This window comes from Streptomyces sp. NPDC087428 (genome assembly GCF_044744085.1).
Classification (GTDB): Bacteria; Actinomycetota; Actinomycetes; order Streptomycetales; family Streptomycetaceae; genus Streptomyces.
The window spans coordinates 1-16206 of record NZ_JBIUXR010000017.1; the positions used below are offsets into that span (position 1 = coordinate 1).

The 16206-nt window shown below is 73.1% G+C and carries 8 protein-coding genes; 3 read left to right on the forward strand and 5 right to left on the reverse strand.

What is annotated here, in order from left to right; translation table 11 throughout:
- Positions 1–453: 453 nt before the first annotated feature.
- Entirely contained in the window at positions 454–1008 is a 555-nt protein-coding gene (locus ACIO3R_RS31300; RefSeq protein ID WP_385040853.1) for a MarR family winged helix-turn-helix transcriptional regulator, read from the reverse strand.
- A 156-nt stretch (positions 1009–1164) separates the two neighbouring features.
- Here ACIO3R_RS31300 and ACIO3R_RS31305 point away from each other — a divergent pair, with 156 nt between their 5' ends.
- On the forward strand, positions 1165–2472 hold the full coding sequence (locus ACIO3R_RS31305) for an MFS transporter (RefSeq protein WP_402110364.1): 1308 nt from the start codon (positions 1165–1167) through the stop codon (positions 2470–2472).
- Positions 2473–2485: 13 nt separating this feature from the next.
- Here ACIO3R_RS31305 and ACIO3R_RS31310 read toward each other — a convergent pair whose 3' ends face one another.
- Together ACIO3R_RS31310 and ACIO3R_RS31315 are read right to left on the reverse strand one after the other, a co-directional pair.
- Complete coding sequence (locus ACIO3R_RS31310; RefSeq protein ID WP_385040859.1) at positions 2486–4150, reverse strand: SpoIIE family protein phosphatase; 1665 nt, start codon at positions 4148–4150, stop codon at positions 2486–2488.
- Positions 4151–4402: 252 nt separating this feature from the next.
- Positions 4403–5800, reverse strand: coding sequence for an NAD(P)/FAD-dependent oxidoreductase (locus ACIO3R_RS31315; RefSeq protein ID WP_385040861.1), 1398 nt, complete (start codon positions 5798–5800; stop codon positions 4403–4405).
- 337 nt (positions 5801–6137) lie between these two features.
- On the opposite strand from ACIO3R_RS31315, the gene ACIO3R_RS31320 reads away from it, so the two are divergent.
- The gene (locus tag ACIO3R_RS31320) at positions 6138–7088 is read left to right on the forward strand and encodes a TetR/AcrR family transcriptional regulator (RefSeq protein ID WP_402110365.1); all 951 of its coding nucleotides are present in this window, start codon (positions 6138–6140) and stop codon (positions 7086–7088) included.
- Positions 7089–7560: 472 nt separating this feature from the next.
- The gene (locus ACIO3R_RS31325; protein ID WP_402110366.1) at positions 7561–9603 is read left to right on the forward strand and encodes a sigma-70 family RNA polymerase sigma factor; all 2043 of its coding nucleotides are present in this window, start codon (positions 7561–7563) and stop codon (positions 9601–9603) included.
- A 63-nt stretch (positions 9604–9666) separates the two neighbouring features.
- Here the strand turns inward: ACIO3R_RS31325 and ACIO3R_RS31330 are convergent, their stop codons facing one another.
- Positions 9667–13104: an AfsR/SARP family transcriptional regulator gene (locus ACIO3R_RS31330; protein WP_402110368.1), complete on the reverse strand. Its 3438-nt coding sequence runs from the start codon at positions 13102–13104 to the stop codon at positions 9667–9669.
- Positions 13105–13268: 164 nt separating this feature from the next.
- Positions 13269–15380 (reverse strand): asparagine synthase-related protein, encoded by a 2112-nt coding sequence (locus ACIO3R_RS31335; protein WP_385038043.1) that lies wholly within the window; start codon positions 15378–15380, stop codon positions 13269–13271.
- Positions 15381–16206 lie beyond the last annotated feature (826 nt).

Sequence of the window (16206 nt, forward strand, 5' to 3'; positions counted from 1 at the left end):
AACATTTTCTGGGGCTTTCCTCCGGGCGCTTCCCTTCGGTCTTGCATTTCCGACTCTATCAGACTCTTTCGTGTCCGATTCCCGGTCGAAGCGGGTCTCGCAGTTTTCGCTTTCCAGTTCTTCGCTTTCGCGTTTCCCTTTCCGGCGAGTCCGACTCTATCAGATCCTTTCGGGCCTGATTCCCAGTCAGTGGGGCTTGTCGTCCTGGCTGTTGGGCCGTTCCGACGTCTCAAACTCTAGCGGATCTTCCCGGCGGCTCATAATCGAGCCTTCGAAATCAATTTCGGCATACCGAAATTCTCCCGGGTGGGAGATCGTGCTGAGTTTTGGTTGCCGCATTCGCGGCGGGATCGGTTGTCGCAGAAGCATTTCGGCTCCGTGACAACTCGAAGAACCTTACGGATCGCGGAGGGGCATGTCAACCCCTCCCTGACCTGCCCCGACAGGACCCTGTCAGTCCAGGTCGGTGAGGCGGCCGCCGGCGTCCGGCTGGGCGTGCTCCACCCGGCGCAGGAGCCGGATCAGCATCTCGCCGAGAACTCCGCGCTCGTCGCCCGAGAGGTCCTGGAGCAACTCCTCCTCGAAGTCCGATGCCATCCGCATCGCCTCCAGCCACTTCGTACGGCCCTCGTCCGTCAGCTCGACGATGACCCGGACCCGGTTGTTCTCGTCGCGGTCGCGGGTGACCAGGCCCTCGCCCGCCATGCGGTCGATGCGGTGCGTCATCGCGGCCGGGGTGAGTCCGAGCCGTTTGGCCAGCTCCCCCGGGCCCAGCCGGTAAGGGGCGCCGGACAGCACGAGGGTCTTGAGGACCTCCCACTCGGCGTTGCTGATGCCGAGGGCGGCGACCTGACGTCCGTACGCCACGTTCATCCGGCGGTTCAGCCGGCCGAGTGCCGAGACCACCTGCTCGACCTGTGGGTCCAGGTCCCGGAACTCGCGCTGGTAGGCGGCGATCTGCTCGTCGAGGCTCGGCTCCTGGAGGCCCGGCCCGGTGGTGTCAGACATGGCGCGCAGTATGGCACGCCTCCCATAGCCGTCGAAGTCCTTCGGTCTGTATTGTTGAGCTTCTAACTTTAGTGCTAAAGTCTTCGGGTTCGAGTCGTCTGACTCGCTCGATCACATGGCTTCGAGACCTTGAGGTAGGTGAGTGTGACCAGGGAAATGGGTGCAGCACTGCGGCGGATCCAGCTGGGGAGCGCGCTGAGCGCGTTCGGGCTCGGGTTCACCGTTCCGTATCTGTACGTCTATGTGGCGCAGGTACGGGATCTGGGTGCCGGTACGGCGGGAGTCGTACTGGCGGTCTTCGCCATGGCAGCGCTCGCCGTCCTGCCGTTCACCGGCCGGGTCATCGACCGTCGCGGGCCGCTGCCCGTACTGCTCGTCGCCTCGGTCGTCGCCTCCCTGGGCGCGGCCGCCCTGGGCTTCTCCTCGCAGGTCACCGCCGCCGTCCTGTCGGCCGCGGTCCTCGGCGCCGGGACCGCCGTCATGCAGCCCGCCCTCGCCACGATGCTCGTGCGGTGCTCCGACACCGGGACCCGCACCCGTGCCTTCGCCATGCAGTTCTTCCTGCAGAACCTGGGGCTCGGTATCGGCGGACTGGTCGGCGGACAGATCGTCGACACGGAGCGGCCGTCGTCCTTCACTCTGCTGTTCCTGATCGAAGCGGTGATGTTCCTCGTGCTCGGCGCCATCACGGCGACCGTGCGGATGCCCCGTACACCTGCCGTCGCGGCGGGGGTGTCCGGTGCCGGGGACGCCGCGCGGGGCGGGATGCGGGTGCTGCTCTCGCACCGGGCCATGGTGCAGCTGTGCGTGCTGGGGTTCGTGGTGTTCTTCGCCTGCTACGGACAGTTCGAGTCCGGCCTCGCGGCGTACGGCACCGAGGCCGCCGGGATCAAGCCCTCCACGCTCGGGATCGCGCTGGCCGCCAACACCGCGGTCATCGTCGTCGCCCAGTTCGTGGTGCTGCGCCTCGTGGAGCGGCGCCGTCGCAGCCGGGTGATCGCCTCGGTCGGCCTGATCTGGGCCTTCGCCTGGATCGTGGCGGGCTACGCCGGCCTCGGGCACGGCAGCCAGACCATGGCGACGGCCGCGATGATCTCCACGTACGCGCTGTTCGGGCTCGGTGAGTCGATGCTCTCGCCGACCGTCGCACCGCTGGTCGCCGATCTCGCGCCGGAGTCGATGGTCGGGCAGTACAACTCGGCCTTCGCCCTGTGCAAGCAGCTGGCGCTGGCGGTCGGCCCCGCCGTGGGCGGTCCCATGGGGGCCTCGCTGCACGGGCCGTACATCGTGACGTTCGTGCTGTTCTCGCTGGGCATCACGGTGCTCGCGCTGCGGCTGGGCCGACGGCTCACCCCCGTACAGGACCAGCCCTCGCTCGCGGCGGTGCCGTCGCGGGTGGTGGCCGTCTCGCTGCCGGAGAGCGCGTCGGCCGAGGTGCCGGCCCCGGTCGCCGCCGTCCACTGAGGGCCGCGGCCGCCTACCGGGGCAGGGCGAATTCGCACCAGACGGCTTTGCCGCCGCCCGGTGTGCGACGGCTGCCCCAGGACGTGGCGATCGTCGCGACGATGGAGATGCCCCGGCCCGCCTCGTCCGCCGGTTCGGCGCGGCGGCGGCGCGGCAGGTGGTCGTCGCCGTCCGTCACCTCGATGATCAGCCGGCGGTCGGTGCGCCGCAGCCCCAGGCGCATCGGCGGTGTGCCGTGCTGGAGGGAGTTGGCGACGAGCTCGCCGGCGGCCAGGACGCCCAGGTCGCACAGGTCCACCGGGAAGCGCCACGACGTCAGGACGCCCGTCGCGAAGGCACGGGCGCGCGGAGCCGCTTCGATGCCGCCGAGCAGATCGAGCGAGGCGTTGTGGAACAGCTCCGCGGTCGGCCCGGTACGGGCCGGGTGCTGGACCACCAGGACCGCCACGTCGTCGTCGTGTTCCGCGGTGATGTTGAGGGAACGCATCAGACGGTCGCAGACCACCTGAGGTGCGCCCTTCGCGCCGGACAGCGCGCGCTCCAGCGCGGCCACGCCCTCGTCGATGTCCTCGCTGCGGCGCTCGACCAGGCCGTCCGTGTAGAGGACGGCCGTCGAGCCGGGCGGCAGCGCGATCGTGCCGGAGGTGTGGATCCAGCCGCCGGTGCCGAGCGGGGGCCCGGTCGGGCCCTCCGCGCGGTGCACCGTGCCGTCCTCGTCGCGCACCAGGATCGGGAGGTGACCGGCGGACGAGTAGACCAGCAGCCCCTCGTTGGGATCGTGGACCGCGTAGGCGCAGGTGGCGATCTGGCTGGCGTCGATCTCCGCGGCCAGCCCGTCGAGCAGCTGGAGGACCTCGTGCGGCGGGAGGTCCAGCCGGGCGTAGGCCCGGACGGCGGTGCGCAGCTGGCCCATCACGGCGGCGGCGCGCACCCCGCGCCCCATCACGTCCCCGATGACCAGGGCGGTGCGGCCCGCGCCGAGCGTGATGACGTCGTACCAGTCGCCGCCGACCGCGGCGTCCGTGCCGCCCGGCTGGTAGGTGGCGGCGATCCGCAGGTCGTCGGGCTGTTCCAGCTCCTGCGGGAGCAGTGAGCGCTGGAGGGTGACGGCCGTTTCGCGGTGGCGCCGCTCGCTGGTGCGCAGCCGCTCGGCCGCTTCGGCGTGGTCGGTGACATCGGCGGCGTACACGAGCACGCCGCCCTCGTGCCCCTTGTCCCGGTCGCGCGATACGGGGGTGCAGGTCACGGTGTACGAGCTGCCGCTGCCGACCTTGCGCGACTTGACCGTGCGGGGTGTGCCGCTGCGCAGGACCTGGTCCATCAGGGGGAGCAGGCTGAGCTCGGTGAGCTCGGGCATCGCCTCGGCCGCGGGGGCACCGGACGGGCGGGGGCCGAAGGCCGCGGCGTAGGCGTCGTTGACGTACGCGATGCGGTGGTCGGGTCCGTGCACCAGAGCGACGAGGGCGGGCAGCTGGCCGAGGATGTCGCGGGCGGAGAGGTCCTCCAGGGCGGGCGCCGGGGGCCGGGTCGCGGGGCTGTCCGGTTCGCCCTCCGGCGGGCCGGACCCGGTCTCGTCCTGTGCGTACTCGGCGCGGGCCGCCGGTACGGCACTGTGGTCGTCCCGGGCGGCGCGACGCTGCGTACCGGGTAGGCGGGCGCTCCAACGCGTGAAGTTCACGGAATTTCTGGCCTCGTGTGTCGGTGTGGTCCGCTCGGGCGGGCTGCTTCCTCTGCCGGGTCCTCAGCCGGTCCTCTGCCGGTTCTTCCTGCGGTTCTCTCTCGCCGGTTCGGGGCCGGACCGGCGAGAAGGCGCAGCCGGAGCCGGTCGCTGCTGGTCACTGTCGGTCGCTGCCTGCCGGGTCACTCTGTGCAGATGTGAGCCCACCTATGGTCACACGTCCAGTGTGACGGACCCTACTGACACCGGACCCTACTGACCGCCGTCGCCGTCGGTCCGGGGATGCCTTCCCGCGGCGAGTTCGAACTCGGCCCTGGGGTGTTCCAGCGAGCCGAGGGAGACGATCTCGCGCTTGAAGAGGCCGGCGAGGGTCCATTCGGCGAGTACGCGGGCCTTGCGGTTGAACGTCGGGACCCGGCTCAGGTGGTAGACGCGGTGCATCAGCCAGGCCGGGTAGCCCTTGAGCCTGCGTCCGTAGACGTGCGCGACGCCCTTGTGGAGGCCGAGCGAGGCGACGGAGCCCGCGTAGCTGTGCCGGTACTCGGTGAGCGGTTCGCCGTTCATGGACGCGACGATGTTCTCCGCGAGGACCTTGGCCTGGCGGACCGCGTGCTGGGCGTTGGGCGCGGTCTCCCGTCCGGGCTCGTCGGACGTCAGGTCGGGGACGGCGGCGGCGTCGCCGGCGGCCCAGACGTGCTCGGCCCCTTCGACGGTGAGCCTCGCCGTGCAGATGAGCCTGCCGCGGTCGTTCAGCGGGAGGCCGGTGGCGGCGAGCAGCGGCGCGGGCTTCACGCCCGCCGTCCACACGAGCGTGCGGGTCGGGAAGCGGGAGCCGTCGCTGAGTACGGCCACCCGGTCCTCGCAGGACTCCAGCCGGGTGTCGAGGCGTACGTCGATATTGCGGCCGCGCAGCTCCCGTACGGCGTACTTGCCCATCGATTCGCCGACCTCGGGCAGGATGCGGCCGGTGGCCTCGACGAGGATCCACTTCAGGTCCTCGGCCTTGATGTTGTGGTAGTACCGCGCGGTGTAGCGGGCCATGTCCTCCAGCTCGGCCAGCGCCTCCACGCCGGCGTAGCCGCCGCCGACGAAGACGAAGGTGAGGGCGGCGTCGCGAATGGCGGGGTCGCGGGTGGCGGAGGCGATGTCCATCTGCTCGATCACGTGGTTGCGCAGCCCGATGGCCTCCTCGATGGTCTTGAAGCCGAAGCCGTGGTCGGCGAGGCCGGGGACCGGGAGGGTGCGCGAGACGGAGCCGGGCGCGATGACGATCTCGTCGTACGGCATCTCGATGGCTCCGGTGCCGTCCTCCCCCGTGGCCAGGGTGGTGACCGTCGCGGTCCGCTTGACGGTGTCGATGCGCCGCGCCTCGCCGATGACGATCGTGCAGTGCGGCAGGACCCGGCGCAGCGGGACGACCACATGGCGCGGCGAGATCGAACCGGCGGCGGCTTCGGGAAGGAACGGCTGATACGTCATATAAGGATCAGGAGTGACGACGACGATCTCGGCCTCGCCGCTCCTGAGCCGCTGCTTCAGCTTCCGCTGGAGACGCAGCGCGGTGTACATCCCGACGTAGCCGCCGCCGACGACGAGAATGCGCGCACCCGGCGGGGGGCCGGGGGGTGTCCCCCCGGAATCTGAAGCCATCACCACCCCATGACGCAACGCGCTCCGGAGTTTGTCCACAGCCCCGGCAAATTGTGTGACCGGAGCTTCCGAACGGGCGGCTCCGGTTGATCGTTGCGGCAATACGGACGCCCCGCAGGTCAGGGGTTGCGGCGAGGGGCACGGGCAGAGGGCTAATCGGTGACCAACCGGTCCTTGTTCCGATCGGGGGGCGCTCCGGGCGGAACTGCCCCCTTCTGAATTGACCCTGGCTCAACTATGTTCGTGTGTCGTCGGGGTGTCGGATGTGGACCATCGGTCAACCCGGCAGATACGGCGGGAGTCTCCGGGGGGAGACGTCATAACCGGGGGAACAGTCATGCATATTCAGGAATCGCATTGGCCGACTGCTGCTGTCACGTCCGAAGGAAACGGACGAAACGGCTCAGTCGGTACGGTCGGAACGGTGAGCGGTATCGGGTCATCAGGGACCGCCGCGCCGTCGGGAACGGTGAGCACTCTGGGTGCCGCGCTCGGCGCGGGCACCGTGGGTGCCGGGGCGCACAGCCGCTCGGCACCGCTGCGCGTGGACGCGCAGCGCAATCTGGAACATGTGCTGCGGGCGGCCCGCGAAGTGTTCGGCGAGCTCGGGTACGGCGCTCCGATGGAGGACGTGGCGCGTCGCGCCCGGGTCGGTGTCGGCACGGTGTACCGGCGCTTCCCCAGCAAGGACGTGCTGGTGCGGCGGATAGCCGAGGAGGAGACCTCCCGGCTGACCGACCAGGCCCGGTCCGCGCTGGGTCAGGAGGAGGAGCCGTGGTCGGCGCTGTCGCGCTTCCTGCGGACCTCGGTCGCCTCGGGCGCGGGGCGGCTGCTGCCTCCGCAGATACTGCGGGTCGGCGTGGACACCGACGACTCGACGGTGGTCGGCGACGCGGGCGCCGTACGGGCGGCGGAGCCGGCCGGACCGGGCTCGGCGGCCGGTGACGCCCGGGACGAGCACCGGGTGCCGCAGCAGCGGCAGGAGGCCGGGCAGTCCGCCGGGCAGCCGGCAGGGCAGAGCGGGCCGCGCGTGGCCGAGTCCCGTGCTGTGTCCGAGTCGGAGATCGACGGCGTCGGCAGCGGAGCGGCCGAGCTGCTGGAGGTCGTGGGCCGACTGGTCGACCGGGCGCGGACGTCAGGTGAGCTGCGCCGCGATGTGACGGTGGCCGATGTGCTGCTGGTCATCGCGACGGCGGCGCCCTCGCTGCCGGACGCGGCTCAGCAGGCGGCTGCTTCGGCCCGGCTGCTGGACATCCTGCTGGAGGGGCTGCGCTCGCGGCCTGCGTGAGCGGACTGGCCCGCGGCCCGCGGGGCACGGGACCGCGCGCTGAGGCAGCGAGCTGCGTGAGCGCTGCCTCGGCGGATGCGGCAGGCGGCTTCTGGCTGCGGCAGGCTGCGTCCGGCTGCTCCTGGCTGCTTCTGGCGGTGGGGAATGCGGTAAGTGCGGTATCCGGTAGGCGCGGTGAAGGCCGGGCGGTGCGTGCGGCGCAAGCCGGTCGGTGCGTCGGTGCGATCCCGTGATCGTGGGGGCGTGCCGGCGGACCGGCCGTGGCCTCTTTCGTCACTCTCGGCACAAACCCGCTCAACCGCCCCGGCAGCACATCCTGTTACTCCTTCCCCGAACGGGTGTCCGCTAGTGCTCATATTCGGGAGAACGCCCCGGATGAGTGGTTGGCAGGGCTGAGAGGCCGCCACTCCTGCCCTCTGTGGCACGCTTGCCCGGTGTTCGGGTCCGAAAGCGCATAACGGGGGCGTCCGCGATGAGCGGTGACGGGCAGCAGGAAGAGTCGTTCGACGGTGTCTCCACCGCGGACGGCGGCACCGGCACGGGCGGCCGGCGGCCGGAGCAGGTGCCGAACCAGGCCGGACCCGGGCGCCAGAGCGCCGGCGAAGAGCCCGGCGGCACGGTTCTGCCCGGACCGTGGCCCCCCGCACCGGTCGAGAACCAGGCAGCGGCGGACCCGGACACGACCGATGCCGCTGCGGCGGCCGCGGTCCCGTCGCAGCGGGTGGGCAGCGGCTCGGCCGCCGCGGACACCTCCGTACTGGCCCCGTCCGACGCCCAGTTGATCCAGCAGATGCGGGACGGCGACGACCTCGCGTACGAGGAGCTGTTCCGCCGGCACTCGGACGCGGTGCGCAGGTACGCGCGCACCTGCTGCCGGGACGCGCACACCGCCGACGACCTGACGGCCGAGGTCTTCGCCCGGACGCTACAGGCGGTCCGGGGCGGCAAGGGGCCGCAGGAGGCCGTGCGCGCCTACCTGATGACAGCGGTCCGGCATGTCGGCGCCGCCTGGACGAAGACCGCCAAGCGGGAGCAACTCGTCGATGACTTCGCGGCGTTCGCCGCGCAGGCGTCGCGCTCCTGGGAGGTGTCGGACGCGGACATCCTCGATCTCGGCGCCGATGTGACGGCGATGCACGAGGCCGAGCAGTCGATGGCGATGCAGGCCTTCCGCACTCTCCCGGAACGCTGGCAGGCGGTCCTGTGGCACACCACCGTCGAGGAGGAGTCGCCCAGCGACATCGCCCCGCTGTTCGGGCTCACCGCCAACGCGACTTCGGTACTCGCCAGCCGCGCCCGCGAAGGGCTCAAGCAGGCGTATCTCCAGGCCCATGTGAGCCAGGCGCTCACCTCCGGCGGGGACTGCGCGCGCTACGCCGACCGGCTCGGCGCCTACGCCCGTGGCGGGCTGCGGATGCGGGCGGAGCGCGGGCTGCGGGGACACCTGGACACATGCGCGAAGTGCCGACTGGCGGCGGGCGAACTCGCCCATGTGAACGCCGGGATCCCCGCGCTGCTCCCGGTCGCGGTCATCGGCTGGTTCGCCGCCGGATACGCGCTCAAGGCCGCCGGGATCGTGGCGGGCGGCGCAGCCGGTGCGGCGGGCGCGGGTGCCGCGGCCGCCGCGACCGGCGGAGGTTCGTCCGCCGGGTCGGCCGGTGGCGCCGCCGCCTCCGAGGGGCTCGGCGCCCCGGCGAAGGCGGGCATCGCGGCGGCGGTCGTCGTCGCGGCGGCGGCCGGGCTGGTGTGGGCACTGGTCGGGGACGACCAGCCGAGGCCAGAGGCCAAGCCGGTGGCCAAACCGCCGGCCGTGGCGCCCGCGGTGCCGTCGCCCGCGCCGCCGAAACCGAAGCCGACCCCGCCCCCCGAGCCCGCGCCGGCCGTTCCCGTACCGCAGAAGCCGTCGCCGACGCCCACACCCACGCCGACACCGACCCCGCCGACGCCGAAGCCCACCCCGCCGGCTCCCGCCCCACCGCCGCCCGCCCCGAAGCCGACGCCGACACCCACGCCGACTCCGACCCCGACCCCGACCCCGACCCCGACCCCGGAGCCTCCGGCGCCGCCCGCACCGGCGCCGGAGGTCTACCAGGTCAACGAGTTGAGCTACAGCCTCTTCGGCGACCACACCGGACCCGAGGTGGTGCTCGGTGAGAGCAGCTGGGTCTGGCAGCGTTCCGGGATGTCGATCGGCGGCACGCGGTACGCCCACGGGGTGACCGTGCACAGCCGCTCCTCCGTCGTCATCCAGCTGAACCGCCGGTGCACCCGTTACGAGGCGATGGTCGGCGTCGACGACCTGACCATGGGGCTCGGTTCCGTGCGCTTCTCCGTGTACGACGGCGACGGGGCGCGGCTGTGGCGGTCCCCGGTGATGAACGGCAACGACCCGGCCGTACCGGTCGGCGTAGGCATCGACGGCCAGGACCGGATCCGGCTCGTCGTGGAGCCGATGACCGAGTTCGGCGGGGTGGCCCTCGCGAACTGGGCCGAGTCCCGCATCAGTTGCCGCTGACCGGGGCCGGACGGGCCTGACCTCGCCGGGCCCGTCGTCCGGTGGTTCGGTGGCCCCGGCGGCTCAGCGGGCAGCCGGCTCCGGCGGTGGCAGCTCCGCGGTGATGTCCATGAGCAGGTCGATGACGTGGTCGACGGTCAGTCCGCGGCCCGCCGCGTGCTCCTCCTCGTACCGCCGCGCCCCCAGTTCCTCGCGGGCCAGCCGCGCGGCCGCGTCCACCTCGGACTGTTCCGCCGCGGTCCTGGGGCCGGAGAGCCGCCAGCTGTCGGCGGCGGCCAGGATGCGTACGGCGGCCGCGTGACGGCCCACCTCGGGCAGTACGGTCACCACGCCGTCCGCCAGGTTCCCGGTGACGATCTCGGCGCACTGTGCGTCCCGTGCCGAGACGAGGGCCGCCGTCAGCCCGCGCAGGCCGGCGGCCGGACCGCCCTCGGGCCCGGGTTCGTGGATGGTGATACGGGCCGACAGCCCGTCCAGGATCGCGCTGAAGTGCGTCGGCGGGCTGCCGTTCTCGTCCTCCGCCTTCGCCGCGGCGTACATCCGCCGCGCCGCCGCGACATCTCCGCGTTCCAGCGCCATGGTGGCCCGCAGGTACGGGACGTACGCGGCCGCGTCGTGCGCCTGGTAGCGCTGCGCCTCGGACTCCGACCGTTCCAGGAGCCGATCGGCGGCGGCCGGGTCGCCGGTGCGGTAGAAGAGTTCGGCGAGCCTGGCCAGGAGGAACGGGGCTTCGGCATGGGCCCCGACCTCGTGGGCGAGCAGCAGGGCCTCCTCGTACGCCGCACGCGCCTCGTCGTACCGCCCGCGCATCATGCCCGCCTCGGCAGCGGCGGAGGCGACCTGGGCGCGCATCCAGCGGTCGCCGACGAGGCGGCCCAGTGCGTGCAGCTCCGCCAGATCGGCGTCGACCCCCGCCATGCCGCCGGGCATGTCGACGATCATGTGCGTGCGGAACATCAGCGCGACGCCGTACTCCCACGCCCCGCCGTGGAGACGGGCGTTGTCGACGACCGAGTCGATCTTCCTCCGGACGTCCTTCATGCCCAGGCTGAAGAACGAGGTCATCGGCCAGAGCAGTCCGGGGAAGCGAGCGGCCTGGGGTCCCGAGGACATGAAGGCGTCGCCCACCCGGCTCGCGAGCGCCTGGATGTCGTGGCTGTCGCTGTCCATGTCGGACGGACGGTTCTCCATCTCCAGGAAGAACCAGAGCATGCGCAGATTCATCCAGGACCAGTAGCGGGGATCGGTGCGCTCTGTGGGCTCCGGGCCGAACGCCAGCGCCCGCTCGGTCCAGGTGAGGCCCTCGGTGCGGTAGTTGCGCAGCCACCAGAACCAGCCCATGCCCAGCACCAGACGTGCCGCGTCCGCTTCGGACGGCTGGTCCGCCTGGCACGGACCGGACGGGTGGGACGACTCGGACGGCCCCGCGGGGGCGGTGGTGCGGTGGAGTGCGGCCCGGATGTTGTCGAGGTCCGTCTCCAGGCGCTGGATCCAGGGGAGCTGGTCGGCGGAGCGCAGCCTCGGCTCCGCCTCCTCGACGAGGGCGAGGAAGTGCGCGGTGTGCGCACGCCCGGCAGCGGCACGTACGGCCGGGGTCTCGGCGCTGCGCTCCATGGCGTACTCGTGAATGGTCTCCAGGAGGCGGTAGCGCATTCCGCCGCCGTCGGCCGGGGTGGCGACGACCAGGGACTTGTCGATGAGTGCCCCGATGAGGTCCGCGGTGTCGGCCGCGGTGTGCCGGGCGGGGCCGGCCGACACCGTGATGACCGCCTCGGCGGCGGACAGGTCCCAGCCGCCCGCGAAGACCGAGATCTGGCGCAGGGCGGTGCGTTCGTCCTCGTCCAGGAGGTCCCAGGACCAGTCGACGACGGCCCGCAGGGTCTGCTGGCGCGGCAGTACGGTCCGGCTGCCGCCGGTCAGCAGGCGGAACCGGTCGTCCAGCCGGTCCGCGATCTGGCGCGGGCCGAGCATCCGGAGCCGGGCGGCGGCCAGCTCGATGGCGAGCGGCAGCCCGTCCAGACGGCGGCAGATCTCCGCGACGGCGTCCGGATCATGTGCGGCCTCCCGCTCGGGGTCGAACTCGGGCCGCACGGCACGGGCCCGCTCGGTGAAGAGGCGGTGGGCCAGATCGGCCGGGAGCGGGTCGACCGGACGTACGGATTCGCCGGGCACCCCGAGCGGTTCGCGGCTGGTGGCGAGGATGCGCAGCCGCGGGCAGCGGGTCAGCAGGGTCTCGGCCAGCGCGGCCGCCGCGCCGATGACGTGCTCGCAGTTGTCGAGGATGAGGAGGAAGGGACGGGACCTGGAGCAGTGCGCGAGGTGATCGGCGAGCAGGTCGACCGGATCGGTGCGCGGATACGTTCCTTCGTGGGCGCTGTCCCGCAGCAGGGCCGTCTCGCGCAGCCCGAGGGCGGAGAGCACGGCTCCCGGGACGGCTTCGGGGTCTTCCACCGGGGCGAGTTCGGCGAGCCAGACGTCACCTGCGGCGGCGCGGCCCTCGTCCGCCGCGGACTCCTCGGCGAGACGGGTCTTCCCCGAGCCTCCGGGCCCGGTGAGGGTGACCAGCCGGGAGCGGGTCAGATCGTCCCGGATGGTGCGGAGTTCGGGCTCGCGCCCAACGAAGGAGGTGAGGCGGGGACGGAGATTTCCCCGGGCGGCCTCCGCCCCCGAGGGACCGGGTGCGGACGGTGCGGGGGTGAGCAGTGCGCGGTGGAGGGCGGTCAGTTCGGGCCCGGGGTCGGTGCCGAGACCCTCGGCGAGGGCGCGGCGCGCGTCCTCGTACGCGGCGAGCGCGTCGGCCGGCCGGCCGGCGGCGCGCAGGGCGCGGATGAGCTGGGCCCGGAAGCGTTCGTCGTACGGGTGGGCCGCCGTCAGCTCCATCAGCTCCGGCACGAGGGCGGAGGGCGGGGTGGTCGCGGGCGTGGCGGCTGCGGCCGGGGGTGTCGCGGGCAGGGGCGTACGGGGCTCGGGCGTCGCCATCGCCGGTCCGTCGGCTCCCGCGCATCGCAGGTCGGCCTCGATGCGGTGCTCCAGTGCGGCCAGTCGGTGGGCCTCCGGGCGCAGCGCGTGGCCGTGGTCGCGGTCGGGCAGGTCGGCCAGGGCGGGTCCGCGCCAGAGGGCGAGTGCGGTACGGAGCGTGCGGGCGGCGTCCCCGGGCGCGCCGGCCTCCAGCTCGGCGGCGCCCTGCCGGGCGAGCCGCTCGAACACGTGCAGGTCGACGTCCTCCGGGCCGGCCGCCAGGCGGTAGCCGCCCGGGGTGCTGGTGAGCGCGTCCCTCCCCAGCACCCGGCGCAGCCGGCCCACCAGGGCCTGGAGCGCGGCGGGGGCGTCCACCGGGGGATCGTCCGCCCACACGTCGTCGACGAGTTCGGCGACCGGCACGGACCGGCCGGGGCGCAGCGCCAGGGCCGCGAGGAGAGTCCGCAGGCGCATACCGCCGAGGGGCAGCGCACCGCCCTGCTCGTCGCGCGCCTCCGTGGCGCCCAGGATCAGATACCGCACCCCGCCATTGTGTCCCGCCGGTCGGACAACGGAAGGCGGCCGGCCCACGGCCGGCATCCCGGGGTCCCTTCCGCCTGCTCCCCCGCTGCCCCGCCGACGCTTGCGGCTGCGGCTGCAGCTACGGCTACGGCTGCGGCTGCGGCTGCGGCTACGGCTAGCTGCGCCTAGGGCTGGAGTGTCCGTCGTGCCGGGACCACGCCGCCGGCGACCGCGCGCTGGCGCGGTGCCGCCGTGCCCGTCCAGCAGGTGCCGCGGCGCGAGACGAGACGGCGCAGCCACAGTTCGGTGGAGGCTAGGTCGGCGAGGCCGTCCAGGGGAAGGGGTTCGCCCTCGGCGGCCGCGCGCAGGGCCTTCCGCACGACGCGGGCCTCGACCAGGCCCGCGTCGGCGAGCAGCGGCGCGTCGAAGAGGGCGATCAGCTCGGGCAGCGAGGCGCGCAGGCCGGTACGGGTGACCTCGGTCGAGGTGGCCTGGGAGGGCGTGCCCCAGCCGGGCGGCAGGTCGTGGATGCCGGTGCCCGCCAGGACCCGGCGCAGGATCGCCGCGCGGGCGCCCGGCTGGACCCGGAGGGACTCGGGGAGCGCGCGGGCGGCGCGTACGACCTGGTTGTCGAGGAAGGGGGCGTGCAGCCGCTGGCTGCGGACCTCGGCGGCCTGCTCCAGGATCCGGTGGTCGGCGGCGTTCCGGGCGAGCGAGGCCCTGGCGCGGGCCTCGCCGGGGCGCTGGACGGAGGTGGGGCGGATCGCCGCCTCCTGAAGGCGAACCGATACTTCAGCGAGCGCCTCCCCGGTCAGCCAGCGGGCGGCGGGCCCCGGACGCGACCAGGTCAGCGCGGCGAGCGAGGCGTCCGCGGGAGTGCCGAGGTCGGGGGTGAGGCGGTTGGCGTGGGGCAGGCGGACGGCCGCCGCTTCGAGACCGGTGCGGTACGACGTACGGGCGAGGCGGCGGGCCGCCCGGTAGACGGTCAGCGGGACGAACAGGGAGTGCGCGGAGGGGCCTTCGGCCTTGGCGAGTGCGGCGACCGGGCGCAGCAGGTGGCGTCTGCGGCGGTCGATCAGCAGGTCCGCGAGGCGGGCCGGATGGGCGTCGAGCACCTGCCGGGCGCCGTCGCCCACGAAGTGGTCGGCGCTGCCCGCGGAGAGCCGGCGGCGGTGGCGTTCGACGTCGACGAGCGAGGGGGCCGGTTCGTCGGTCAGCGGACCGTTCGCCAACTCGGCGTACGGCAGGGCCTCTTCGCCCGCGGCGACGACGACGTGGTGCAGCCGGGGGTTGGCGGCGATGACGCGGGCGCGTTCGAGTTCGTCCTCGTGGGCGCGGGTGGTCAGGTCGTTGAACGTGACGGCGAGCAGCCGCTCGCCCGCTCCCGTGCCGTGGCCCAGGAGGGTGCCGGGCAGTCCGGGGAGCCCGGCGGCGAGCAGGGCGAGGGTGGCCGACGCGCTGCCTCCGGAGAGGTCGGAGCCGATGCCGGGCACGGGCGCGCCCCGGGCGGCACGGCGTTCGGCGGGGCCCATGCCGGGGACCGGTCCGGGGTCGGGAGGCAGGGTCTCCGGGGCGTGGCGGGGCGCCAGCAGCCTGGCGCGCACGGCCTCGACCAGGGCGTCGCGCACCCCGTCGACGGCGCTCACCGGATCGAGCTCGGGCGCGGCCACGGCGAGGGAGGCCACCGCCTCGTAGCCGGTGATCTCCCGCGAACCCTCACGCAGGATCAGCGCGTGCCCCGGCGGGATGCGCTTCACACCGGCGTACGGGGTGCCGTCGCGCAGCGCCTCCGGGGTTTCGGGGCAGGCGAGCAGCGCGGCGAGGTGGCCGATGTCGAGCTGCGCCTCGATGAGGTCGGCGAGCGGGAGGGCGGCGGTGGCGTACGCCGTGCCGCCGGCCCAGGGCGTGTAGAAGACGGGGCGGGCTCCGGCGAGGTCGCCGACCACGGTGATCCGTCGGCCGATCTGGACGACGGCCGTGTAGCTGCCGGTCCAGGCGGTGAGGTGGCGCAGGGCTCCGCCGCGGGCGGCGAGCAGTCCGATGCGCAGCTGTTCGTCGGTGGCGCCGCAGCAGCCGAGTACGGCGATCCGGACCGTGGGCGCGCCCTCGGCCGTGTCCACCCGGACCGTGCGGATCTCGTCGGGGCGCCAGTCGCCGACCGCCCAGAGCGGATCCGGGTCTCCCCACAGGAGTTGGGAACCCACGGGGTGCATCGTGCGCCCGTCGCCACTCGCGCCGACGGCCCCGACCGTGCCGAAGCTCGCGGCGATACTGCTCCAACCCACCAACCAACGCATCGCCGCCTCCACAGGCTGTGGACAAAACGGCGCGGCAGGGCGGTATCGGGAGAACTCCGGTAACGCGCGGCGCCGTTGCGGACATGCTGCCACGACAACGGCGTGCAGGAGTGGCCAGGGACGGCGCACGTCGTGAGCGCATGCGCCCCTGGCAAAGGCCGGAGCGGGCTGTCGGCCGCGCCGACCGGTCCTTCGCCCGCGCGCGTCGGTCCCGGCGGCAACGGAGTTATGGATTCCGCGTGTTGCCCTTCCTCGCACGCACCACCTCGGCGACCCGGATCCGGCCATCGGGCACGCCGTGCGCGAACGGCCGGCGAGATGTCCGCGAATCCGTCGGCCCAACCGCGCACGACCGGTGATATCCAGCCAATCTCGGGGCGTGTTGGAACCTGAAGGCCAGAAATCCGTGCCCGGCTTCATCCTTATTCGTACCGTGTTGTTCCTGCCGTAACAGGATGGGGTAACGAGCCGCCGCGGACCGTCCCGGGGAGCCGGAAGAACGAGGCGACCGAACGGCACGCGCTCGCGCGCGGGCGGACACGGAACACGCACGGAGCTTCCTGCGGAACTCCGTGCGACCTCCCGCACGAAGGCGGCTTCACCGGGCCCGGCACCAGCCGCGACCCTTCGTTCCCGGCCCGACGCACGGCCCGACGCACGGTCCGGGAGACGCGGTTCGCCTCCCGGACCGGTCCACCGCCTGCGGGGAATGAGGCGGCAGTTTCCCCCAGCCCGCAGTGTCCAGTGCAGCGGGCCGACCCACGCAGCACCCATGGAAGCGCTTCCGTCCGGGCCGGGCCAGAGCGCACGGCCGGGCGCACGGCCA

What these genes read in the sequence shown, in the direction of transcription:
- ACIO3R_RS31300 (WP_385040853.1), bottom strand. Translation starts at nt 1,008, where the DNA reads ATGTCTGACACCACCGGGCCGGGCCTCCAGGAGCCGAGCCTCGACGAG.
- ACIO3R_RS31305 (WP_402110364.1), top strand. Translation starts at nt 1,165, where the DNA reads ATGGGTGCAGCACTGCGGCGGATCCAGCTGGGGAGCGCGCTGAGCGCG.
- ACIO3R_RS31315 (WP_385040861.1), bottom strand. Translation starts at nt 5,800, where the DNA reads ATGGCTTCAGATTCCGGGGGGACACCCCCCGGCCCCCCGCCGGGTGCG.
- ACIO3R_RS31320 (WP_402110365.1), top strand. Translation starts at nt 6,138, where the DNA reads ATGCATATTCAGGAATCGCATTGGCCGACTGCTGCTGTCACGTCCGAA.
- ACIO3R_RS31325 (WP_402110366.1), top strand. Translation starts at nt 7,561, where the DNA reads ATGAGCGGTGACGGGCAGCAGGAAGAGTCGTTCGACGGTGTCTCCACC.
- ACIO3R_RS31335 (WP_385038043.1), bottom strand. Translation starts at nt 15,380, where the DNA reads ATGCGTTGGTTGGTGGGTTGGAGCAGTATCGCCGCGAGCTTCGGCACG.